This window comes from Gordonia bronchialis DSM 43247 (genome assembly GCF_000024785.1).
Taxonomy (GTDB): domain Bacteria; phylum Actinomycetota; class Actinomycetes; order Mycobacteriales; family Mycobacteriaceae; genus Gordonia; species Gordonia bronchialis.
On record NC_013441.1, the window covers coordinates 3,791,088 to 3,814,624 of the forward strand.

The following is a 23,537-nucleotide window of genomic DNA, read 5'->3' on the forward strand; positions in this document are numbered from 1 at the left end:
TAAGCAAGCGCTTAGGAAATGAGCGAGTGCTTATTACCGACGTCTCGACCTGAGGAGTGTCATGGCCGCACCGATGTCCAAGCGTGATCTCGAGTTCCTGCTTTACGAGTGGCTCGACGTCGAGGCCCTGACCACCCGCGAACGCTTCGCCGAACACTCCCGCGAGACCTTCGACGCCGTCCTCGAACTCAGTGCCGACCTGGCCGTCAAGCGCTTCGCCCCGGCGAACAAGGCGGGTGACCAGAACGAACCGTACGTCGGCGATGACGGCCGGGTGGTCCTGCCCGCCGAGATCGGCGCCGGCATCGACGAGTTCCGCAAGGCAGGGCTGCTGGCCGGCTCCTTTGACGCCGATCTCGGCGGCATGCAGCTGCCGACAGTGGTCAGTCGCGCATCATCGGCGTGGTTCCAGGCCGCCAACGCCGCCATGAGCTCATATGCGTTCCTCACCGTCGGCAACGCCAACCTGCTCGCCACCTACGGCACCCCCGAACAGATCGACACCTGGGTCCGGCCGGTGGTCGAGGGCCGATTCTTCGGCACCATGTGCCTGTCCGAACCCCAGGCCGGGTCATCGCTGGCCGACATCACCACCAAAGCCGTCCCGGCCGACGACGGCACCTACCGGATCACCGGCACCAAGATGTGGATCTCGGCGGGCGAACACGAACTGACCGAGAACATCGTGCACCTCGTGCTGGCCAAGGCCCCCGGCGGCGGGCCCGGCGTCAAGGGCATCTCGCTGTTCGTCGTCCCCAAGTACCTCGCCGACGGCACCCGAAACGACGTCGCCCTCGTCGGACTCAACCACAAGATGGGCAACCGCGCGACCACCAACACCCTGCTCAACTTCGGCGACGGAACCCACTCCCCCACAACCGTTCCCGGCGCTGTTGGTTATCTCGTCGGCGAGGAGCACAAAGGCCTCTCCTACATGTTCCACATGATGAACGAGGCCCGCATCGGCGTCGGATTCCTGGCCACCGCACTGGGTTACGCCGGTTACCAGGCATCGCTGGAGTACGCCCGCGTTCGCACCCAGGGCCGGCCGATCACCGCGAAGGACCCGTCGAGCAAGCCGGTCCCGATCATCGAGCACGCCGACGTCAAACGGATGCTGCTGGCCCAGAAGTCCTATGTGGAAGGCGCTCTGGCGCTGGGGCTTTACTGCAGCAAACTCGTCGACATCGAGGCGACCACCGACGGCGACGAACGCGCACGCACCACACTGCTTCTCGACGTGTTGACCCCGATCGCGAAGAGCTGGCCGTCGCAGTGGTGCCTGGAGGCCAACAGCCTCGCGATCCAGGTCCACGGCGGGTACGGATACACCAAGGAATTCGACGTCGAGCAGTACTATCGCGACAATCGTCTCAACCCTATTCACGAAGGGACACACGGCATCCAGGCGCTCGACCTCCTCGGGCGCAAGGTTGTCATGAGTGGCGGAAAGGGCCTGGCGCTGCTGGCCGAGACGATCGGTGCGACCATCGAGCGAGCCGAATCCGTCGAGGCGGCAACCGAATACGCGGCCGCACTGCGCACCGCCCTCGACCGACTGGTGGCCGTGACCGCCCAGGTCTGGTCGGCCGGCGACCCCGCCGTGTCCCTGGCCAACGCCACTGCCTATCTCGAAGCCGCCGGGCACATCGTGCTCGCCTGGGTCTGGCTCGAACAGTTACTCGCCGCCAACGGCAAGACCGGAGATTTCTACGACGGCAAACGCGCAGCAGGCCGGTACTTCTATCGTTACGAACTACCCAAGACCACGCCGCAATTCGATCTGCTGGCCGCGCTCGACCGCACCACACTGGACACCGACCCGGCTTGGCTCTGAGCCGGCACCTGACCTGACCCGATCTGACCCAATCTGATCTGACGAGGAGATCACCATGCCCGTTCTCGACCTGTTCGACTGCACCGGAAAAGTCGTCATCGTCACCGGCGCCTCGTCGGGGCTCGGGGTGTCGTTCGCCCGCGGCTTCGCCGAAGCCGGCGCTGACGTCGTGCTCGCCGCCCGGCGCGCCGACAAGCTCGCCGACACCGCAGCGATGGTGGAGGGCCTGGGACGCAAGTCGTTGGTCGTTCCCGCCGACGTCGCCGATCCCGCACGGTGCCAGGCCGTCGTCGACGCCGCGATGGACGCCTTCGGCCACGTCGACGTGCTGATCAACAACGCCGGTGTGGGCACCGCCTTCCCCGCCACCCGCGAGACACCCGAGCAGTTCCGCACGGTCATCGACGTCAACCTCAACGGCTCCTACTGGATGGCGCAGGCCTGCGGGCGGGTGATGCAGCCGGGCAGCGCGATCATCAACATCTCCAGCATCCTCGGCATCACCACCGCCGGACTTCCGCAGGCCGCCTACGCATCAAGCAAGGCCGGCGTCATCGGCCTCACCCGCGACCTCGCCCAACAATGGGGTTCACGCAAGGGCATCCGCGTCAACGCCATCGCCCCCGGATTCTTCGAGAGCGAGATGACCGACACCTACCAGGACGGCTACCTCGACAGCCAGCTCCCGCGCGTGGTGCTCGGCCGTACGGGCCGCGGCGAGGAAATCGCAGCCACCGCGATCTGGCTGGCCACCCCCGCTTCCGGCTACGTCACCGGCCAGACCGTCGCCGTCGACGGCGGCGTGACCATCACCTGATCGGCGAATCCGGTTTCCGACCCTGGACGACCGGAAGACCTGGATTATCAGGAAATGAACAGCCCTTTCGAAAAAGGTCTCGCAACCTACCCACCGGTGTCGGCCGCGCGTAACGTCGCGCTTGTCGGGATTCAGTCGCGAAGGAGGCCTGTGCGGTGTGTCTCGCCGTCCACCACATCGATTCCGCGAGTATCCGATGACCCTCACGGAGACCGATTGCACCGCACCCGTCGCCTCTATCCCGCAACCACCTCTCGACCTGCATCGCCTCGAGCAGTTCGTCGCCGTCGTCGAAACCGGGTCGCTCACCGATGCCGCCGTCCGACTCAGCGTCAGTCAGCAGGCACTGTCCGTTGCGATCCGCGCCCTCGAAAAGCAGGTGGGCGTCACCCTGTTCATCCGCGGCAAGGGAATGCGACCATCACCGGCCCGCCTGCACCTGTACGAGTCCGCCCAGATCCTCCTCGCCGCGGCCAGAAGGATGGTGCCGGAGTTGCGCGCCATCGGCGAGGCGCATACCGAACGGCTCCGCGTCGGCTATACCCCGTCTGTGTCCTCCATCGATGTCCTCGAGACGATCGGCAATCGGGTGCCGGCGACTGCACACCTGCAGGCGGAACGACTGTTCCACCGCACGTTGCGTGACCGGCTCCTCGCCGGCGAGATCGACATCGCGCTGCGGCGCGGCGGCGGCACTCCCCGTGGCCTGGGCAATGCCGTCGTCCGCTTCGATCGGCTCAACGTCGCAGTACGTACCGAACACGCAGAGTCCATCCGGAATCGACTGCGGCCCATCTCCGATCCGGTACAGCTGACCGATCTCGCCAGGCTCTCACTGATTCTGTGGGCTCCGGAATCACGGTCGAGGTACTCGACGTTTCTACTCGCACAATGCCGTCGCCTCGGCTTCGAGCCGACGGCCACGGTGAGTCGCTTCCAGGGCGTAGATCTCGTGGCGGCGCCGTTGGCCGTCGATCGGGGCTTCGCATTGGTCACCACGAAACCTGGAAGCCATCTGGACGGCCGGATCACCGTGATGCCGCTGCGCGAGGAAATCCTGGCACCACTGCAGGCGCTGTGGCTCCCGACGGAGGAGTCCGGTCTGGTCGGCGAGGTCGTCCGATCCATCAGCGGAGCCACCACGGACCCGGCGCTTTCCGACGCCGGCTGACCTCGACAGCGTGAACCTGGCGTCGGATCAGCGGTTTTCGGCGCGATAGGCGCTCGGCGAACACCCCACCCGCTGTTTGAAGGTGTTCGCGAAGTGACTGGAGCTGGAGAATCCGGCGACCGCACTGATCTCGGTCATCGTCAGCGCGGTCGAGGCGAGCAACCACTTGGCTTTTCGGATACGCAGATCGAGGACGAACTGATGCGGTGTGGTGTGGAACGCGCCGCTGAAGGCCCGCCGGAACGCGGACACCGACATTCCCACCAGGCCGGCAAGCGCGGGGAGCCACCGGGCCCAGCTTCTGAAACCCTGCGATCACCTCCGGATCCTGCAGTTCCATCCAGGCGATCACGTCCTGGTAGGTCGCACAGATCGTTTCCGGGTTCCCACAGACCTTGCGCATGAAGTCCCATGTCGCAGGATTGAACGCGTTGTTGTTCCAGTCATTGAAGTGGATGCGGTCAAGAATCTGCTGCACACGCACGGCGGCGGAACCATGTCGTGGATGACCACCTGGGACAACAACCAGTATCTGTTCGACACGGCGGACACGCCGACCAGTGTGGTCACCTATCAGCGGCATGCCGGCGTGCTCCTGGCCTTGACCGACCCGGTGTGTGCGCCGGATAGGCTTCGCGACGCGGCGCAGGGCTTCACCGGGTTCGCCGAATCGAGCGGTCTGGTGCCATGCTGGTTCTCCATCGGTAACGAGACGGCCGCCGTCGCCCGCGAAATGGGTTGGTGCACAGTACAGATCGCCGAGGATTCGATCGTCGACCTGCCGAACCTGCAGTTCAAGGGCAAGAGCTGGCAGCATGTGCGGACCGCGCTGAACAAGGCGAAGAAGGAGCAACTGACACATCGGCTCACCCATCTGTCAGAAGAGCCGTTCGCGGTACGCGCTCAGGTCCAGGCGATCTCAGAAGAATGGGTCGGCGACAAGGGTCTGCCCGAGATGGGATTCACGCTCGGCGGTGTAGACGAGGCACTCGACCCGGAAGTGAAGGTGTCGTTGGCCATCGACGCCGAGGGCAGCGTTCATGGCGTGTTGTCCTGGCTGCCGGTGTATGGTGCGGGCGGTGTGGTGCGCGGCTGGACGCTGGACGTGATGCGCCGCCGCACAGGCGGTTTCGGACCGGTGATCGAGTTCCTACTGGCATCGGCGTTCACTGCCTTCAAGAATGAGGGCGTCGAATTCGTCTCGTTGTCCGGCGCGCCGCTGGCGTCGTCGGACGCAAACGCGGATCGCACCGCGACCGACCGGCTGCTGGACATGCTCGGTGCGGCCATGGAGCCGTTCTACGGGTTCCGTTCGCTGCACGCCTTCAAAAGGAAGTTCAGTCCCCGGTACGAGAGCGTCTATCTCGCATACCGCGACGAGGGCGACCTACCGCGCATCGGGATCGCGATCTCCCGCGCCTATTTGCGCGACGCCACCCCGAGTCAGCTCACCCGGCTGGCGATGAGCCGCGACGGGGGCGGACGGTCCTGAATCGTCGTATTCCGCTACGAACCGAAGCAGATCAATGAACTGGTTTCTCGACCTGTCCCTCGTCGACGGCTGGCTGCTGCCGACGCTCGTCGCCCTCGGTCTGCTCGCCATGATCTGGCTGGTGTCGGTCTGGTCGCGACGTTTCCTCGTCCTGGTGGTACCGACTGTCGCGGCGGTCAGTGTTCTCGCAGTTCTCCTGGCACACTGGATCATCGATGGCGCACTGAAGATCTTCCCGGAGCCGGTGCCGACCATGATCTATGTCTGGTCGGGGGTGATTCTGTTCGGCGTCCTCCTGGCGATCGTCCGGATCATCGCGCCGCGCCCGGCGGGTGCCACCGCCTCACTGACCGGCCGGATCATCTCGGCTGTCGCCATGGTCGCCGTGATCGCGGCGGGGATGGCGCAGATCAACGCCGTGACCGGAAAGTATCCGACCATCCGGACGCTGGTCGGTGCTCAGCACGTGGAAACCACGGATCTTCCCGCGCGGCAGGGTTCGCACGCGGTTCGGCTGGAGAAGTGGCGCGCACCGTCGGGTCTGCCCGAGCACGGCCGGGTCGCCACCGTTCCGATTCCGGCCACCGCGTCCGGTTTCACGGCTCGCCCCGCCAAGGTGTATCTGCCGCCTGCATACTTCGCGGCGCAGCGGCCAGTGCTACCGGTGATCGTGTTGATCGCCGGGCAGCCAGGCTCGCCGGACGACTGGCTGCTCAGCGCCGGCATTGCCGACACTCTCGATGAGTTCGCGGCACGCCATCACGGCGTCACCCCCATCGTGATCGCCGCTGACGGTACCGGAACGGAGCTGGGCAACCCACTGTGCATGGATTCGCGGCTCGGTAATGTCGACACCTACCTGTCGACCCATCTGGCCGAGTGGGCCAGAAACAGTCTGGATGCGGAGACAGACCGGAAGAAGTGGGCGGTGGGTGGGCTGTCGTGCGGCGGAACGTGCGCGTTGCAGCTGGTGACCAACCATCCGGACATGTACTCGGTCTTCCTCAACATGTCCGGCCAATGGGAGCCGACGCTGGGTGACCGGAACCGGACCGTGAGCGCCGCCTTCGGCGGGAACGCAGCCGCGTTCACCGCGGTCAACCCCGTCGACCTCATGCGTACCCGGAAGTACCCGGACGTTGCCGGGGTCTTCCTCGTCGGCGCCGACGACCACGCTTACCGCCCCGGCCTGGAGCGCGTCTATCGGGTCGCCAACGAGTCCGGGATGAACGTCCGCTTCGACACCATTCCCGGTGGCCACGATTTCACCTTGTGGGACAAGGGTTTCCGCAAGGAGCTGCCGTGGCTCGCACAGCGGATCGGTATCGGGTGAGCGCCACTCATCCGGATCCGGCGCGCTGCCGGAGCAGACTGCTGCGGCCCCATCCGCCCCTGGTCTAGACTCGACGACGTGCCGTCCTTCAGCCCCCTGGAATGGCCGGTCGTTCGACAGCTGCGCTCCGGCGACGTGTTCGGGCGCGGTCCGGCCGTGACCTCGAAGCACACGCGTGCCGTCGAGCCACGTACCGCCACCGCCGATCGGATCGTGCAGAGCGTCTGTCCGTTCTGCGCGGTCGGATGCGGCCAGAAGGTCTTCGTCAAGGACGGACGCGTCACCCAGATCGAGGGCGACCCCGACTCACCGATCTCGCGCGGCCGACTCTGCCCGAAGGGTGCTTCCAGCGAGCAGCTGGTCAACAACCCGATGCGGCAGACCACGATTCGTTATCGACCGCCCTACGCCACCGACTGGCAGGATCTCGATCTGGACACCGCGATCGACATGATCGCCGACCGCTTCGTGGAATCCCGCGCCAACACCTGGCAGGAACGCGACGAGCAGGGTCGTATCCTGCGCCGAACCATGGGCATCGCGTCGCTCGGGGGCGCAACCCTCGACAACGAAGAGAACTACCTCATCAAGAAGCTCTTCACCGCGGCCGGCGCGATCCAGATCGAGAACCAGGCCCGGATATGACACTCCGCCACGGTTCCCAGTCTGGGGGCCTCGTTCGGACGCGGCGGCGCAACGCAACCACTACAGGACATGGCCAACGCCGATTGCATCGTGCTCATCGGCGGCAACATGGCCGAAGCACACCCGGTGGGTTTCCAGTGGGTGGCCGAGGCCAAGGCGCGCGGCGCACGGGTGATCCATGTCGATCCGCGGTTCACCCGGACCTCGGCGGTCGCCGACAAACACATCGCGATCCGCGCCGGTTCTGACGTGGTTCTGCTCGGCGGACTGATCAACTATGCGATCACCCACGAGCGCTACTTCCATGACTACGTGGTGGCCTATACCAACGCGGCGACGCTGATCAGTGAGGATTACCGCGACACCGAGGACCTGGGCGGACTGTTCTCCGGCTTCGACCCGGAAACCGGGCAATACGATCCGTCGACGTGGGCGTACGACGACCCATCGGACGACGCGGCCGGTGAGCAGGGCGGCGAGCACGGGGCGAGCGCATCGGACCGTGCTGCCGGCGACGAACACGGTTCGGGCGGACCGTCTCTGGGCCACGCACGGGTCCGGCGCGACGATACCCTGCAGCATCCGCGGACCGTGTTCCAAATCCTCAAACGGCATTTCGCGCGGTACACGCCCGAGATGGTCCGCGACATGTGCGGCATCTCCGTCGACGAATTCGACTATCTCGCGCGGTCGATCGTCGACAACTCGGGACGCGAACGGACGACCTGCTTCGGGTACGCGACGGGATGGACGCAGCACACCCTGGGCGCCCAGTTCATCCGTACCGCCGCGGTCCTGCAATTGTTGCTGGGCAACGTCGGGCGCCCCGGCAGCGGCATCATGGCGTTGCGCGGGCACGCGAGCATCCAGGGGTCGACGGACATCCCGACGCTGTTCAATCTGCTTCCCGGCTACCTGCCCATGCCGTCAGTCGGGCGACACGACACCTTCCCCGACTACCTCGACGCGATCGCGTCGAAGAAGCAGAAGGGCTACTGGGCCTACGCCGACACCTACGTCGTGAGCCTGCTCAAGGCCTGGTTCGGCGATGCCGCAACCGCCGAGAACGACTGGTGCTTCGACCATCTGCCGCGACTCACCGGACCGGCGGGTACCTACCAGACCACGGTGGCCATGCTCGCCGACGAGGTCGAGGGATACTTCGTCCTCGGCCAGAATCCGGCCGTCGGCTCGGCCAATGGCCGTCAGCAACGGCTGGCGATGTCGCACCTGAAGTGGATGGTCGTCCGGGATCTCAACATGATCGAATCCGCGACATGGTGGAAGGAGGGCCCGGAGATCGATTCCGGCGAACTGCGCACCACCGACATCGGCACCGAGGTGTTCTTCCTGCCCGCAGCGACGCACGTGGAGAAGGCCGGGTCGTTCACCCAGACCCAGCGGATGGTCCAGTGGCGTCACCAGGCCGTCCGACCACCGGGTCAGGCGCAGAGCGAACTCGACTTCTTCTTCGAACTCGGCAAGCGAATCCGGGCGCGGCTCAAGGACTCCGACGATCCACGCGACCGTCCGCTGCTGGATCTCACCTGGGACTATCCGCTCGACGAGCACGGCAACCCCGAGCCCGAGTCCGTTCTGTCGGAGATCAACGGCTACTACGTGTCCGGACCTGACGCCGGCAAGAACCTGACTGCCTATGGCGAGATGCGGGCCGACGGCTCGACGGCCGGCGGGTGCTGGATCTACACCGGTGTGTATGCGGGTGCGCACAATCAGGCCGCTCGCCGAACTCCCAACGGCGGCAACGGGATCGCCCAATCCGAATGGGGTTGGGTGTGGCCCGCCGACCGTCGGATCCTCTACAACCGCGCCTCGGCCGACCCGGCCGGCAAGCCGTGGAGCGAACGCAAACGCTACATGTGGTGGGACGCCGACGCCGGGCGCTGGACCGGGCCCGACGTGGCCGACTTCCCGGTCGACCGCGCACCGCACGCCCGCCCGGACCCCGATCTCGGTGGCGCCGAGGCGCTCTGCGGTGACGACCCGTTCATCATGCAGGCCGACGGCAAGGGCTGGCTGTTCGCGCCCAAGGGACTCGTCGACGGCCCGCTCCCGGCCCACTACGAGCCGCAGGAATCCCCGGTCGTGAACGCCCTGTATCCGCAGCAACAGGCGCCGGCCCGAATCATCTTCGCGCGTGACGACAACCTCGATGCACCCAGCGGCGACGACCCGGGCGCCGAGGTCTATCCGTACGTTTTCACCACCTACCGGCTGACCGAGCATCACACCGCCGGCGGAATGAGCCGGTGGTCGCCGTATCTGGCCGAGCTGCAACCGGAGATGTTCTGCGAGGTATCGCGGGAACTCGCCGCCGAACGCGGACTGGAGAACGAGGGGTGGGCGACGATCATCTCGCCGCGCGCCGCGATCGAGGCACGCGTGCTGGTCACCGACCGGATGAGCGCGCTGACCATCAACGGGCGGCGTGTCCACCAGGTGGGCCTGCCATATCACTGGGGCGTCGGCTCGCACGCCGTCGTCGCCGGGGACGCAGCCAACGACCTCATCGGTGTCACACTGGATCCCAATGTGCAGATACAGGAATCGAAGGTCGGATCCTGTGACATCGTGGCCGGCCGCCGACCACAGGGTGCCGCACTATTGGATCTGGTGCGTGCTTACCAGGAGCGCGCCGGAGTGACCACCCAGACCGACAACATCCGGATCACCGATCCCGATGCGGCCGAGGAGGAGTGACGATGGGACAACTGAGCGGCCCCACCGATCCCGGCGCCGATGCACGCTGGGGTGACGCCGAACGGCCCCGCAAGGGCTTCTTCACCGACACCTCGATCTGTATCGGCTGCAAGGCCTGCGAGGTGGCCTGCAAAGAGTGGAACCGCAATCCACGTGACGGCGACCTCGAACTCACCGGCATGTCCTATGACAACACCGTCGCCCTCGGTGCGAGCACCTGGCGGCATGTGGCGTTCATCGAACAGGATGGCAACCGGATCGAGAAGGCTCGCGAATCCGGCCGGGCGCTGGTCGAATTGGGGATGCCGCCGATCCCCGGGACACCGGATGCCGCCGAGTCTTCCCCGCCGGGGCACGCCCCGCCCGACACCCCCGAGTTCCGCTGGTTGATGTCGTCGGATGTCTGCAAACACTGCACCCATGCCGGCTGCCTCGACGTCTGCCCCACCGGGGCGCTGTTCCGGACGGAGTTCGGCACGGTGGTGATCCAGGATGACGTGTGCAACGGATGCGGAACCTGTGTTGCCGGTTGCCCGTTCGGCGTCGTCGAGCGCCGGGCAGATGGCACGGCGGCCCCCACCACCCGCGAAGGTCAGCGCAAGGGTGAGCAGCCGCCGGTTCCCAAACGCGGTGTCGCACAGAAGTGCACGCTCTGCTACGACCGGCTCGTCGACGACGAGACACCAGCCTGCGCGCAGACCTGCCCGACCACGTCGATCAAGTTCGGCGACCACGACGACCTCGTCGACGACGCCCATGCGCGCGTCGCGCAACTACACGAGCAGGGAATGACCGAGGCCCGTCTCTACGGCGCCAACCCCAGCGACGGTGTGGGTGGTACCGGTTCGGTGTTCCTGTTGCTCGACGAGCCGGAAGTCTATGGGCTGCCCCCGGATCCGCGGGTGTGCACAGCCGATCTGATGTCGATGTACAAGCGCGCTGGTATCGCCGCGGCCGGCATGGTCGCCGCGGCCGCACTCTCGTTTCTGCGGGGTTCCCGATGACCTCCGAATACGATTCGGTCCGTCCACCGGAGCCACCGCGGCGTCGTCGTCGGTTCGGAAAGCGACAGGACCGCCCGAACGTCGGCGCGGACGGCACCCGCGAGATGACGATGGTGCCCGACGTCGAGTTCACCTCGTATTACGGGCACAACGTCGTCAAACCTCCCCCGTGGGGCGACGAGATCGCCGCCTACCTCTTCCTCGGTGGCGTCGCGGGCGGATCGGGCCTGCTGGCTGCGGGCGCCCAGGTGACCGGACGAGAGGCGTTGCGCCGCAACGCACGTCTGGGTGCACTGGGTGCCGTGGGGGTAGGTGCGCTGGCCCTCGTCGCCGACCTCGGCCGCCCCGACCGCTTCTACAACATGCTGCGTACCTTCAAGATCACCTCACCGATGAGCGTCGGATCGTGGATTCTGACGGCCTACTCCGGCGGTATCGGCGTGGCGACGGCGGCCGAGGTGGATCGCCTCACCGGTGAACGGATTCCGTTGGGAACGCTTCGCCCGGTTCTGCGAGCGGTGGAGGCGCCGGCCGGGATCGTCGGGGCGGTGTTCTCGCCGCTGCTGGCGGTCTACACCGCGGTGTTGTTGTCCGACACCGCCGTTCCCACGTGGAACGCTGTGCACCGGGATCTGCCGTTCGTGTTCGTGAGTTCGGCGAGCCTGGCGGCGAGTGGACTCGCGATGATCACCACCGGGGTGGACGACGCCGGACCCGCCCGTACGCTCGCCGCGATCGGCGCCGCCTGTGACGTCGCCGCGACTCGGTACATGGAACACCGCGCCGACCCGGTCGCCACCGAACCGCTCCACGAGGGCACGCCGGGAACGCTGATGCGCACCGCCGAGCGGCTCGCCATCGCCGGCGGAGTGGGCGCCCTGCTGAGCGGCCGATCCCGTGTGGTGTCGGTGGCCTCGGGTCTCGCGTTGCTCGCGGCGTCGGCGTGCACCCGGTTCGGGGTGTTCCACGCCGGCATCGAATCCGCCAAGAACCCGCGCTACACCATCGAACCCCAGAAGCGTCGGCTCGCCGCGCGCCGGGCCGCCGGGATCGTCGACGATTCGATTACGACCGGTCAGTGATCTTCGCGTCGACCGTGCGCCCGAATCCGTCGATCGTGCAGGCAATTTCGTTGGTCAGCGGACGCTGATCCCCTGCCCGACGACGGTCTCGCCGATGACCGGATAACCCGGCACCTCCCCGATCAGGAGCAGTCCGCCGGAGGTCTGCGCGTCGGCGAGCAGCAGCAGATCGTCGTCGGTGACGCCGGGCGACGACTCGAGGTGCGGGCGGACCCAGTCGAGGTTGCGGCGCGTGCCGCCGGACACGTAACCGTCGCGCAGCGCGTCGAGTGCGCCCTCGACAGTGGGGACCGCGGAACGCTCGATCACCGCTCCGATTTCCGACGCCCGGCACAGCTTGTGCAGATGTCCGAGCAACCCGAAGCCGGTCACGTCGGTTCCGGCGCGGACCCCGGCCGCGAGCGCCGCCGACGACGCGTCGCGGTTGAGCGTGGTCATGAGTTCGATCGCCGCCTCGAAGACGTCGCCGGTCTGCTTGTGCCGATTGTTGAGCAGGCCGACGCCGATCGGTTTGGTCAGCGTGATGGGCAGCCCGGCCTGTCCGGCGTCGTTGCGGATCAACCGATCCGGATGGGCCGTGCCGGTGACCGCCATGCCGTACTTGGGCTCTGGGTCGTCGATGCTGTGTCCCCCGATGACCGGGCACCCGGCGGCGGTGCCCACGTCCAAGCCGCCGCGCAGGACCTCGGTCATCAGTTCCATCGGCAGCACGTCGCGCGGCCAGCCGACCAGGTTGATCGCCACCACCGGGTCGCCACCCATCGCGTAGATGTCCGACAGCGCGTTGGCCGCCGCGATGCGCCCCCAGTCGTAGGCGTCGTCGACGACGGGGGTGAAGAAGTCCGCGGTCGAGAGCACAGCCAGGTCATCGCGGATGCGGACGGCCGCCGCGTCGTCGCCGTCGTCGAGGCCGACGAGGATGTGGTCGCCGGTCTGTCCGGTCAGACCGGCCACCGCGGCCTCGAGTTCGCCGGGCGGGATCTTGCACGCACACCCGCCGCCGTGGGCGTAGCCGGTCAGTCGGGGTCGGACCTCGCGTGTGATGGTCATGAGTTCGAGCGTAACCACTAGGGTGGCGGGCATGGAGGCGTCTGAGTCCTGGTGGGCTCCCCGGTCTTCAAAACCGAGGAGATCGAGTATCTCGGTCTGGCGGGTTCGATTCCCGTCCGCCTCCGCCACCTGTCCGTCCACATGGGCCGGTCGGCCGATGGTCGAGGAGGTGAACCGGTGACGACCAGCGACGATCCACGCCGCCACATCCCCCGTACCGACGCGCTCCTGACCGTCCCGGAGATCGACGACGCCCGCATCCGGCTGGGCGACACGGTGGTCCGCACCGCCATCCGCGACGGTCAGGACGCCGCGCGACGTGGCGAGATCGCCCCCGACGACGTCCAACAGGCCGTGATCGACGACCTCGGGACCCGCCGCACCTCGTCGGTCCGCCCGGTACTCAACGGCACCGGCGTCGTCGTTCACACCAACCTCGGACGGGCTCCGTTGTCGTCGGCCGCCCTCGAGGCGGTGACCGCCGCGGCCGGCTACGTCGACGTCGAACTCGACCTCGAGACCGGCGCCCGGTCGCGGCGCGGGGCCGCCACCCGCGCCGCGTTGCTCGCGGCCTGCCCGGCGGCCGGCGACGCGCTGATGGTCAACAACGGGGCGGCCGCCCTGGTCCTGGCCACCACCGCTCTGGCGGCGGGACGCGCGGTGGTGATCTCGCGCGGCGAGATGATCGAGATCGGGGCGGGTTTCCGCCTCACCGACCTCATCGCGTCGACGGGTGCAAGGCTGGCCGAGGTGGGGACCACCAACCGGACCCACCTGCGCGACTACGCCGACGCACTCGGCGCCGACGACGTGGGCGCGATTCTCAAGGTCCATCCCAGCAACTTCCGGGTACAGGGCTTCACCAGTGAGGCCACCCTCTCGGAACTACGCGAACTCGCCGACGCGCACGACGTCCCGCTGATCGCCGACATCGGCAGTGGCCTGCTGCAGCCCGACGCCCTGCTCCCCGACGAACCCGACGCCACGACGACGCTGACCGCCGGCGCCGACCTGGTGATCGCCAGCGGTGACAAACTCCTCGGCGGCCCACAGGCCGGACTGCTCCTGGGCGACGCCGCCCTCGTCGGGCGACTGTCCCGGCATCCGCTGGCGCGGGCGGTGCGCGCCGACAAACTGGCCCTCGCAGCCATGGAGGCCACCCTCACCGGTCCCCCACCGCCGGTCCGGCTCTACCTGCACGCGGACCCGGCGGCATTGCGGGCCCGTACCGACAAGCTCGGTGCGGCGCTGGGTTGCGAGGTCATCGCACACGACGGTCGGGTCGGCGGCGGTGGTGCGCCGGGCGTGCCGCTACCCGGCTGGGCGATCCGTCTGCCCGAAACCCTGGCCGCCCCACTGCGACTGGGCGATCCGGCGGTGTTGACCCGCGTCCACGACGGGAGTTGCCTGCTGGATCTGCGCTGTATCCCCGAGTCCGACGATCAGCGAGTCGCCGAGGCCGTGTCTGCCGCACGTGGCGCCGCTGGTGTGCCATGAGGCATGTGGTGGCCACCGCCGGGCACGTGGATCACGGCAAGAGCACCCTGGTCCGCGCGCTGACCGGCATCGAACCCGACCGCTGGGAGCAGGAGCGTCGCCGCGGGCTGACCATCGACCTCGGATTCGTCTGGACCACACTGCCGTCCGGCGCCGACGTCGCCTTCGTGGACGTCCCCGGTCATGAGCGATTCATCGGCAACATGCTCGCCGGACTCGGACCCGCCCCCGTCGTGCTGTTCGTGATCGCCGCCGACGAGGGGTGGTGTGCCCAGTCCGCGGATCACCGCGACGCCGTTGCCGCCCTCGGCATCGAGCGTGGTCTGATCGTCCTCACCCGCGCCGATCGCGCAGCGCCCGAACAGGTCTCGTCGGTCGTCTCGGCAGCGCGTACCGAACTGGCCGGTACCGGCCTGGCCGGGGCGCCGGTGGTGGTGACCTCGGCGGTCACCGGTCGCGGTCTCGACGACCTCACGTCGACCCTCGACGCCGTGCTCGCCGCTGCGCCCGCCCCGGACATCTCCGCCCGGGTCCGGCTCTGGATCGATCGGGCCTTCACCGTCGACGGCGCGGGCACCGTGGTCACCGGCACCCTCGCAGCCGGCACCATCGCCCGCGACGATCGGCTCGAGCTCGTCGGCACCGGGCATCCGCGCACGGTCACGGTCCGCGAGTTACAGAGCGAGGGAAACCCGCAGCCGGTGATGACACCGGTGGCGCGGGTGGCGGTGAATCTGCGGGGTATCTCCACCGACGAGATCGCCCGCGGCGACGCCCTGATCACCCCGGCGAGCCGGCACCGCACACGTGTCGTCGACGTCGCCCGCGTCAGCGGACTCGAATTCCACGCGGCACCCGAGCACCTCACTGCGCACATCGGCACGGCCGCTCTTCCCGCCCGGCTGCGACCCTTCGACGCCGACCATGCCCGCATCACACTGGACCGCGAATTACCTTTGGCCGCAGGCGATCGCATCGTGTTGCGGGACCCCGGACGCCGCATCGTCGGCGGCGGTATGATCGTCGACGCCGAACCGCCGTCGCTCCATCGTCGCGGCGACGCCCGACGCCGCGCGATGACTCTGCGGGACCGTCCCGCCGACGGTGTCGCCGCGCAGGTCGCCCGGCGCGGCGCGGTCACCGTCGGACATCTCGTCGAGCTGGGTGTCCTCGACACCCCCGCGGCGACACCGCCGCCTGGGGTGCGCGTGGCCGGCGACTGGTGGATCGACGAAACCACCTGCACCACATGGTCGAACACCCTGCGCGACGCGGTCGAGGAAACCCTGAACCGGGATCCACTCAGCGCCGGTCCGACCCACGGCGCGGCCCGCGATCTCCTGGGCCTTCCCGACGCGTCGCTGCTGGCCACGATCATCGACGACGCCGGACTCGAGTCCACCGGCGGACACCTGACCATCCCCGGCCGGGTGTCCGGACTCGGTGACGCCGAAGACGCCATCGCCGCACTGGAGAGGCGGCTGACCGAGCACCCGTTCCGGGCACCCGAGGCCGACGACCTCGACGCACTCGGCCTCGGGAGTCGGGAACTGGCTGCGGCGCACCGACTCCAGCGCATCCTACGGCTCGACGACGGAGTGGTCCTGTTACCCACCGCACCGGCGCAGGCGATGCGCACGCTGTCCGGACTCGAGCAACCGTTCACCACCAGCTCCGCCCGCAAGGCGCTCAATTCGACGCGGCGCGTTGTGATCCCGCTGCTCGAGCATCTCGACGGCCGGGGCTGGACGCGTCGCATCGACGCCGGACATCGAGAGGTGGTTCGATGACATCCCCCTACGCGCCGACGCTCCGGGAGCCCGCGCACCGCGTCGATCCGCGCGCCAAGACGCTGTGGCGGATCGGACCGCTGCTGACCGGCATACCGCTGACGATCGCCGCGATCGTTCTCGCCGCCCTCGTCGAGGCGGCCCGCTGGCCCGCGGTCGGTGCGGCCGCGGTGATCATCGTGCTGACCGTCCTGTGGGTCACCGCGGTACCGTTGTGGCGGTATCGCTTTCACCGTTGGGAGGTGGCCGAGGAGGCGGTGTACACGCAGTCCGGCTGGTTCGTCCGGCACCGGGTCATCATCCCGATCGCCCGCATCCAGGTGGTCGATACCGAGGCCGGCCCGGTCGAGCAGATGCTCCGGCTGTCCACCCTGACGGTGACGACCGCGTCGTCGGCGGGCACCATCCGCATCGCCGGGCTCGACGCCGATCTCGCCCGGCAGGTGGCCGCCGAACTGACCGCGCGCACGCAGGCATTCCACGATGACGCCACCTGATCCCGGCCCCACCGAGCCCGACGAATCGACCCCATGGCGCCGCCTGTCCCCCGGCACCATGGCGGTCAAGCCGGTCGAGCAACTACCGCAACTGATCCCGGTCCTGATCGCGGTGGTCTTCGCCGGCCGCGGGGCGCCACTGTTCTCCTTCGCCGCGACGCTGGCCCTGGTCATCTTCGTGACCCTGGTCCCGTGGCTGACCACGCGCTATCAGGTGACCGCCGACCGTGTGCAGGTCCGGTCGGGGCTCATCACCCGCAAGGTCGCCACGGCCCGCCGCGACCGCATCCGCAGCGTCGACGTGACCGCCGGCCCCGTCCATCGTCTGCTGCGGCTGGCCAAGGTGAGCATCGGCACCGGCGGCGACAACGACTCTGCGACAGTGAAACTCAACGCGCTGTCGGCAGCCGACGCCCGGCTGCTGCACGGCACGCTGATGGCGACGGCACCGCGCACCCCGGTGGGCGCCACCACCTCGTCAGACGGCGGCGCCGTCGAACGCACCACACCGCCGGCAGTACTCACCCGCTTCCGTCCGGGCTGGCTGGTCTATTCGCCGTTCTCCCTCGCCGGCCTGGCGACCGCGGCCGCCGCGCTGGGCGTCGGAGCGCAGATCGCCAACGAGGCAGACCTTTTCGAGCGTGGCGTCGGCACCGCGGAACGTGCCGCCGAGGCGTTGCGCGATATCCCCGTGCTGATCATCGTCGCCGTCGCAGTCGTCACCATCGTGCTGGTGGGAGCGGTCCTGTCCGTCGTCGGCTACATCCTGAGCTACTGGAACTTCAGCCTGACCCGGCACGCCGACGGGACGTTGCGCACCGAGCGCGGCCTACTCACGACCACCGCGGTGAGCTTCGACGAATCCCGCATCCGCGGAACGCATCTGCACGAGCCGGTCCTGATGCGCCCGGTGCACGGCGCCCGCCTGCACGGCATCGCCATCGGTGGCGTCAAGCATCCCCTGTTGCTCCCACCGGCCCCGGTGGACGAGGCGATTCGGGTGGGCAATCTCGTCGCCCGCGAAGGCCGCGAGCTCACGATGCCGCTGACGCCCCACGGCCGCGCCGCCCGCGTGCGACGCCTCAATCGCGCCCTGATCGTCGGTGCGGTACTCCTCACCGCGGCCGGGGCGGCGGTGGCGGCCGGCGCGCCGAGGTGGCTGCTCGTCCTGGGAGTCCTTGCATTCTCGGCATCGGTGGCGCTCGGCGTGCTGCGCTACCGCCACCTCGGACACGCCCTCACCGACCGTTCGGTGGTGATCGCGCCACCACGTGTCGCCCGGCACCGCCACACACTCGACCGCGACGGGATCGTCGGCTGGACCACCCGGACGTCGTGGTTCCAGCGTCGAGCCGCGGTTTGCACGGTCACCGTCGCCACCGCCGCAGGCTCCGAGGGCTACGAAATGGTCGATGTACGCGACGATGCGGCTGCCGACTTCATCGTGGCCACCGCACCGCCGTGGATGAGTCAGTTCGTGGTCACCACCTCGACTGGGTCAGTTGACTGAGACCTTCTTTCGTTTTCGTCCCACCGCCACTCCGAACGTGGTAGACATCACACCCAGAAGAGTCAGCACTGACTGCTTCGATGTCGGGAATCCAAGGGGTGTGGGGACATGTCAGATCAACGTGCAGCACATGATCAGATCGTCGACGAGGTGCCGCGGCGGTCGGTTCTGAAGGGTTCGGCGGCCGCGGCCGTCCTGGCCGGTACCGCCGTGGCACTGCCCCATGTGGGTGTTCCGAGGGCCCGCGCCGTACCCCCGACACCGGTTCGGCGACGACGCGACGTCGCCGTCTTCGGGGGTGGCATGGCCGGGCTGTCGGCGGCGCACGAATTGATCGAACGCGGTTTCTCGGTCACCGTCTACGAGCCCGCCTACCTCGGTGGCAAGGCGCGGAGCCACGACGTTCCCGGCACCGCGCGCGGCGGTCGCAAGGCGCTGCCCGGCGAACACGGATTCCGGTTCTTCCCCGGTTGCTATCAGCACACCCCCGACACGATGGAACGCATCCCGCTGCCCGGCGGCGGCAACGTCAAGGACCGGCATCTGGTCAACGTCGAAGCGGCCATCGTCGCCTTCGCCGACACCGGTTACGCCCCCACCGCGGCACCGGCGTCCATCATGGGAGCGATCGATCACGCGGGCGCACTGCTCACCCTGGAGAACCTGCGCAACGCCTTCATGACCGGACTGCAGTTCGTCGTCGACATCCCGCCGCACGAGCTGGCCTACTTCATGACCCGGGAACTCATCATCGCGACGAGCTGCACCGAACGGCGCCTGGGCCAGTGGGAGAACCAGTCGTGGGTGGAGTTCGTAAAGGCCAAGGGCAAGTCTCCGGCCTATCAGAAATACCTGGCCGGCGCGTTGACCCGCGCACTGGTGGCCGCGAAGTCGCAGACCGCCTCGGCGCGCACCATCGGCCAGATCGGTTTGGCGCTGGCAACGTCGGCAACCGGACTGGTCGGACAGTACGACGCCGGTCTGGTGCACGGCGGTGTGGACCGAATCCTCAACGCGCCCACCAATCATGCGTGGATCGATCCGTGGGTGGCCTATCTCCGCTCGCGTGGCGTGCGGTTCGTGATGGGCGACGGGGTCACCGGCTTCTCGGTCTCCGGTGGCCGCATCACCGGCGCGCGGATGAGTTCCGGGCGCACCGTGGAAACCGACTGGTATGTGGCGGCGATGCCGATCGACCGGCTCCGGCCGATGCTCGGTCCGCTGGTCGGTGCCGATCCGGCCCTGGGCGGCATCCGGCATCTGCAGGACGACTGGATGGTCGGCATCCAGTACTTCCTGTCCCGGGAATCCGATCTGCCCCCGGGACATATCGCCTCGCTCGGCACGCCGTGGGCCCTGACCGGCCTGTATCAGGCCAAACCGTGGGGCGTCGACTTCGCCCGCACCTACGGCGACGGCCGGGTGCGCGACTGTCTGTCGATCGACATCTCCGATTGGGACAAGCCCGGAATTCTGTACGGCAAGACCGCCAAACAATGTTCCAAGCAGGAAATCGCCCGCGAGGTGTGGGCGCAGATGAGCCGCGCGATGAACTCGGGTGGTCGCCGAATCCTGCGCAATGAGGACATCGTGACGTGGTCGCTGGATCCCGGCATCACCTTCTCGCCGCGAATCACCAACGCGACCCCGCTGATGGTCAACACCGCCGGCTCCTACAAGCATCGGCCCACGGCGCACACCGCCATCGGCAACTTCTTCGTCGGCGGCGATCACGTGCGTACCAACATCGACCTCGCGACGATGGAGGGCGCCAACGAGGCCGGCCGACGCGTCACCAACGCGATCATCGCGGCCGCCGACAGCCCCGCCCGGCCGGCCACCGTCTTCCCCCTGTGGGAGTTGCCGATGCTCGAACCGCTCAAGAACAACGACCGCGATCGGTACCGCGCGGGTCTACCGCATTTCCTCGACGTGTGAGAGTCGATCGGCCACCGACGATTACGATGCGACCGTGAACGCGCAGTCCGGGGTCGCTCGCCCGACCCGCCAACATCGCAGCGACATCGCCCGCACCAGGGTGCTCGACGCCGCGATTCGCGTGCTCGTCGATCGCGGCTATTCGGGGGCGACGACGGTTGCGATCCAGGACGAGGCCGGGGTGAGCCGCGGCCGGATGCTGCACCATTTCCCGTCGCGCGACGCCCTGCTGATGGCCGCGGTCGGCCACCTCGCGACGACGCGGATCGAGGAACTGCCGGCCGCGGTCCGGTGGCCGTCGGATCCGATCGCGCGGATCTCGCTGGCCACCGACATCGGGTGGTCGACCTTCCACCAGCCCTATTTCGTGGCGTCGATGGAACTGCGGATCGCGGCGCGCACCAACGAACGCCTGCGTACGGCCCTGCTGCCCACCGAACGCGAGATCGGACTGACGGTCCGCCAGGCGGTGGCCGGGTTCCTCGGCGAGCATCTCACCGCCCGGCCCCGCTACCCGGAGCTGTATGCGATCCTGCTGACCAGCATGCGCGGCGCGGCGTCGACCTATCTGATCGATCGTCGCGACCCGACGACCGATCCGCATCTGGACCTGTGGAAGAAGATGATCAAGACCTATCTGCTCGACTGAAGGCCGAGGGCGTCGAGCAGCCGGTCGACGAAGACCCCCTGTGCCGGATTGAGTTTGCGCTTCGCGACCCCGGGCGCGCACCATTGCGCGCGGTCGATCTCCGGGAACTCCTGCAGACGACCCGATCGCGGCGGCCAGATCATCTCGAATGTGTTGCTGTGCAACGAATCCGGTTCGAAGTCGGATTCGACGGCGAAGCCGGTGACGACTTTGCCGCTCTTCAATTGCACCTCACCGAGATCGAGATGCTCACCGTCGGGCAGGGCGGTGCCGGTCTCCTCGGCGAACTCGCGCCGCGCGGTCTGCCACGCCGACTCCCCCGGTTCGGGCAACCCCTTCGGGATCGACCACGCGCCCTCGTCCTTGCGGGCCCAGAGCGGCCCGCCGGGGTGTGCGATCAGCACTTCGAGATCATTGCCGACGCGCCGATACAGGAGGATGCCCGCGCTGCGTTTCGGGTTCGATGGAGTCATGGGTTCATCTTCGCGGATGGCGGGGTGCCGGAGACGCCCGTGCGCGGGGTCGCCGCGCAGCCCGTGCGGCAGCCGAAGTCGGCCTATCGTTGACACATGTCTCCCAGCCCAGAGCATGTCCCCGCCGAGTCCACCCCCGACACCGACGATCCGGACATCCCGCACGAGTATCCGCACGAATCCGCGTTCGCCTTCGGTGACGCCCAGCCGGTCGGTGAGACCGATCGGATCGCGCGGGAAAAGGCGATCTACGAGGCCGCACGTCACGGCAACGACCTCAATCGGGGACACGCGCTCGGCGGTACCGACGGGACCACCGAGGGCCAATAGAGTGGGCGCGTGGAGATTCTGACCAGCCGGGTGCTGCTGCGTAGCCGCGATCCCGAACGGCTCCAGCAGTTCTATCGCCACCAGTTGCGCCTCGCGGTGGCCCGCGAGTACCCGGGCGGCATGGTCTTTCACGCGGGCAACGGACTCATCGAAATTCCCGGACATCGGTCCGACGAGGCCTCCGACGTCACTGGGGACATCCTGTGGCTGCAGGTCCGCGACGCCGCCGCCACCGAACGCGAGCTGCGCGCGGGCGGCGTCACGATCGCCCGCGAACCGGTGACCGAGCCGTGGGGGCTGATCGAGATGCATGTGACGGACCCCGACGGCCGGTTGCTGATCGTCGTCGAGATTCCTGCCGACCATCCGCTGCGCCGCGATACGCGATGATCGTCGCGCCGTGGACGTCGTGACAGACTGGTCTCCCATGAGTACCTGGAGTGCCCCGCGCGCGTCGGGCCCGCTGGACGCGACCGTTGAACTGCCCGGCTCCAAATCGATCACCAATCGTGCGCTCGTCCTCGCAGCTCTCGCCGACGGACCGTCGACCATCCGCGGCACGCTGCGCAGCCGCGACACCAATCTGATGCTGGGCGCACTCAGCGCGCTCGGGGTGGGGGTGCGGGTGGACCCGGCCCAGGAGACCACCGTCTCGATCGAGCCCGCAACGTTGCACGCCGCCGACATCGACTGCGGACTGGCCGGCACCGTGATGCGTTTCCTGCCGCCACTCGCCGCGCTCGCCGACGGGCCGGTGGTCTTCGACGGCGACGAACAGGCCCGCAGCCGCCCGCAGACCACCATTCTCGCGGCTCTGCGGGGTCTGGGGGTGCGCGTCGACGGTGACGCACTGCCGTTCACGGTGCACAGCACGGGCCGGGTGACGGGCGGCGAGGTCACCATCGACGCGTCGGGATCGTCGCAGTTCGTCTCCGGTTTGCTGCTCTCGGCGGCTCGCTTCGACGACGGACTCGTGATTTGGCACGTCGGCCCTCCGGTGCCGAGCACCCCGCACATCGACATGACGGTGGACATGCTCGCCACCGCGGGCGTCGAGGTCGACACGTCGCAGGCCGACACCTGGCGCGTGGCGCCCGGACCCATCAGTGCCGTCGACTGGACGGTGGAACCCGACTTGTCCAATGCGGCAGCGTTTCTCGCCGCCGCGGCGGTCACCGGCGGAACCGTGCGGGTGCCCTACTGGCCGGTGGTGACCACCCAGCCCGGGGCACGGATCGCCGACGTCCTCGCCGCGATGGGCGCCACCGTTGAACACCTCGACGGAACGTTGTCGGTGCGCGGGCCGGAGCGGCTGTCCGGAGTGACGCTGGATCTACGGGATATCGGCGAGCTCACTCCCACCATCGCCGCATTGTGTGCACTGGCCGACGGCGATTCGCGACTGAGTGGCATCGCCCACCTGCGGGGTCACGAAACCGACCGGCTGGCCGCGCTGACCACCGAGATCACCCGGCTCGGGGGTGTCTGCCGCGAGACCGACGACGGCCTGGCGATCACCGGGTCGACCCTGCACGGCGGGACCTGGGAGTCCTACGCCGACCACCGGATGGCGACCGCCGGCGCCATCATCGGACTCGTTACCCCGGGCGTGCTGGTCGACGACGTCGAGACCACCACCAAGACGCTGCCCGACTTCCCGAACATGTGGCAGCGGATGCTCGAGCAGACGTGAACCACCAG

19 protein-coding genes, 1 tRNA gene and 2 pseudogenes are annotated in these 23,537 nt (G+C 68.1%); 18 read left to right on the forward strand and 4 right to left on the reverse strand.

Annotated features, from left to right (window positions below):
- The first annotated feature begins 61 nt into the window (after positions 1–61).
- The 3 genes from GBRO_RS17755 to GBRO_RS17765 all read left to right on the forward strand — a co-directional run bounded on the left by GBRO_RS17755 (position 62) and on the right by GBRO_RS17765 (position 3,825).
- Positions 62–1,837 carry an acyl-CoA dehydrogenase gene (locus GBRO_RS17755; protein WP_012835272.1) on the forward strand — a complete coding sequence of 592 codons (1,776 nt, stop codon included), beginning with the start codon at positions 62–64 and terminating at the stop codon, positions 1,835–1,837.
- 55 nt (positions 1,838–1,892) lie between these two features.
- Complete coding sequence (locus GBRO_RS17760) at positions 1,893–2,654, forward strand: SDR family NAD(P)-dependent oxidoreductase (RefSeq protein WP_012835273.1); 762 nt, start codon at positions 1,893–1,895, stop codon at positions 2,652–2,654.
- A 196-nt stretch (positions 2,655–2,850) separates the two neighbouring features.
- On the forward strand, positions 2,851–3,825 hold the full coding sequence (locus GBRO_RS17765; RefSeq protein WP_012835274.1) for a LysR family transcriptional regulator: 975 nt from the start codon (positions 2,851–2,853) through the stop codon (positions 3,823–3,825).
- A gap of 27 nt (positions 3,826–3,852) precedes the next feature.
- Here the strand turns inward: GBRO_RS17765 and GBRO_RS17770 are convergent.
- A pseudogene (locus GBRO_RS17770) lies at positions 3,853–4,110 on the reverse strand (helix-turn-helix transcriptional regulator); the annotation flags it as partial.
- Between the two features lie 166 nt (positions 4,111–4,276).
- Here GBRO_RS17770 and GBRO_RS17775 point away from each other — a divergent pair.
- The 5 genes and pseudogenes from GBRO_RS17775 to nrfD form a co-directional block, all read left to right on the forward strand.
- A pseudogene (locus GBRO_RS17775) lies at positions 4,277–5,317 on the forward strand (bifunctional lysylphosphatidylglycerol flippase/synthetase MprF); the annotation flags it as partial.
- A gap of 34 nt (positions 5,318–5,351) precedes the next feature.
- Positions 5,352–6,650 (forward strand): alpha/beta hydrolase, encoded by a 1,299-nt coding sequence (locus tag GBRO_RS17780; protein ID WP_012835276.1) that lies wholly within the window; start codon positions 5,352–5,354, stop codon positions 6,648–6,650.
- 78 nt (positions 6,651–6,728) lie between these two features.
- Positions 6,729–10,016: a formate dehydrogenase gene (gene fdh / locus GBRO_RS17790; RefSeq protein ID WP_155825201.1), complete on the forward strand. Its 3,288-nt coding sequence runs from the start codon at positions 6,729–6,731 to the stop codon at positions 10,014–10,016.
- A gap of 2 nt (positions 10,017–10,018) precedes the next feature.
- Positions 10,019–11,020: a 4Fe-4S dicluster domain-containing protein gene (locus tag GBRO_RS17795; RefSeq protein ID WP_012835279.1), complete on the forward strand. Its 1,002-nt coding sequence runs from the start codon at positions 10,019–10,021 to the stop codon at positions 11,018–11,020.
- Positions 11,017–12,102, forward strand: coding sequence for an NrfD/PsrC family molybdoenzyme membrane anchor subunit (gene nrfD, locus GBRO_RS17800; protein WP_012835280.1), 1,086 nt, complete (start codon positions 11,017–11,019; stop codon positions 12,100–12,102). Before GBRO_RS17795 ends, nrfD begins: the two co-directional genes overlap by 4 nt.
- Before the next feature lie 54 nt (positions 12,103–12,156).
- On the opposite strand, the gene selD is transcribed toward nrfD, so the two are convergent.
- Positions 12,157–13,152: a selenide, water dikinase SelD gene (gene selD / locus GBRO_RS17805; protein WP_012835281.1), complete on the reverse strand. Its 996-nt coding sequence runs from the start codon at positions 13,150–13,152 to the stop codon at positions 12,157–12,159.
- 33 nt (positions 13,153–13,185) lie between these two features.
- Here selD and GBRO_RS17810 point away from each other — a divergent pair.
- The 5 genes from GBRO_RS17810 (at position 13,186) to GBRO_RS17830 (ending at position 18,446) form a co-directional block, all read left to right on the forward strand.
- Positions 13,186–13,280, forward strand: a tRNA-Sec gene (locus GBRO_RS17810).
- Positions 13,281–13,293: 13 nt separating this feature from the next.
- Entirely contained in the window at positions 13,294–14,649 is a 1,356-nt protein-coding gene (selA, locus tag GBRO_RS17815) for an L-seryl-tRNA(Sec) selenium transferase (protein WP_052298297.1), read from the forward strand.
- On the forward strand, positions 14,646–16,439 hold the full coding sequence (selB, locus tag GBRO_RS17820) for a selenocysteine-specific translation elongation factor (RefSeq protein ID WP_012835283.1): 1,794 nt from the start codon (positions 14,646–14,648) through the stop codon (positions 16,437–16,439). The genes selA and selB overlap by 4 nt, the downstream gene beginning before the upstream one ends.
- Positions 16,436–16,936 carry a PH domain-containing protein gene (locus GBRO_RS17825; RefSeq protein WP_012835284.1) on the forward strand — a complete coding sequence of 167 codons (501 nt, stop codon included), beginning with the start codon at positions 16,436–16,438 and terminating at the stop codon, positions 16,934–16,936. Before selB ends, GBRO_RS17825 begins: the two co-directional genes overlap by 4 nt.
- Positions 16,923–18,446 (forward strand): PH domain-containing protein, encoded by a 1,524-nt coding sequence (locus GBRO_RS17830; protein WP_012835285.1) that lies wholly within the window; start codon positions 16,923–16,925, stop codon positions 18,444–18,446. The genes GBRO_RS17825 and GBRO_RS17830 overlap by 14 nt, the downstream gene beginning before the upstream one ends.
- Here the strand turns inward: GBRO_RS17830 and GBRO_RS27775 are convergent.
- A complete protein-coding gene (locus GBRO_RS27775) occupies positions 18,435–18,515 on the reverse strand; it encodes a hypothetical protein (RefSeq protein ID WP_115311719.1) in 81 nt (26 codons plus the stop codon). The two genes, GBRO_RS17830 and GBRO_RS27775, sit on opposite strands and share 12 nt — an antisense overlap.
- A gap of 39 nt (positions 18,516–18,554) precedes the next feature.
- Here GBRO_RS27775 and GBRO_RS17835 point away from each other — a divergent pair, with 39 nt between their 5' ends.
- Both GBRO_RS17835 and GBRO_RS17840 read left to right on the forward strand, forming a co-directional pair.
- The gene (locus GBRO_RS17835) at positions 18,555–20,384 is read left to right on the forward strand and encodes a hydroxysqualene dehydroxylase (RefSeq protein ID WP_012835286.1); all 1,830 of its coding nucleotides are present in this window, start codon (positions 18,555–18,557) and stop codon (positions 20,382–20,384) included.
- 34 nt (positions 20,385–20,418) lie between these two features.
- Entirely contained in the window at positions 20,419–21,033 is a 615-nt protein-coding gene (locus GBRO_RS17840; protein ID WP_012835287.1) for a TetR/AcrR family transcriptional regulator, read from the forward strand.
- Here GBRO_RS17840 and GBRO_RS17845 read toward each other — a convergent pair.
- Positions 21,018–21,506, reverse strand: coding sequence for an NUDIX domain-containing protein (locus tag GBRO_RS17845; protein ID WP_012835288.1), 489 nt, complete (start codon positions 21,504–21,506; stop codon positions 21,018–21,020). The genes GBRO_RS17840 and GBRO_RS17845 overlap by 16 nt on opposite strands.
- A gap of 96 nt (positions 21,507–21,602) precedes the next feature.
- Between GBRO_RS17845 and GBRO_RS17850 the strand changes: the two genes are divergently transcribed.
- Genes GBRO_RS17850 through aroA form a run of 3 tightly spaced genes read left to right on the forward strand, consistent with a single transcriptional unit; the run spans position 21,603 to position 23,529 of the window.
- Entirely contained in the window at positions 21,603–21,836 is a 234-nt protein-coding gene (locus tag GBRO_RS17850) for a hypothetical protein (RefSeq protein WP_012835289.1), read from the forward strand.
- Between the two features lie 9 nt (positions 21,837–21,845).
- Positions 21,846–22,226 carry a VOC family protein gene (locus tag GBRO_RS17855; protein ID WP_012835290.1) on the forward strand — a complete coding sequence of 127 codons (381 nt, stop codon included), beginning with the start codon at positions 21,846–21,848 and terminating at the stop codon, positions 22,224–22,226.
- Between the two features lie 37 nt (positions 22,227–22,263).
- Complete coding sequence (gene aroA, locus GBRO_RS17860; protein ID WP_012835291.1) at positions 22,264–23,529, forward strand: 3-phosphoshikimate 1-carboxyvinyltransferase; 1,266 nt, start codon at positions 22,264–22,266, stop codon at positions 23,527–23,529.
- Positions 23,530–23,537: the final 8 nt, after the last annotated feature.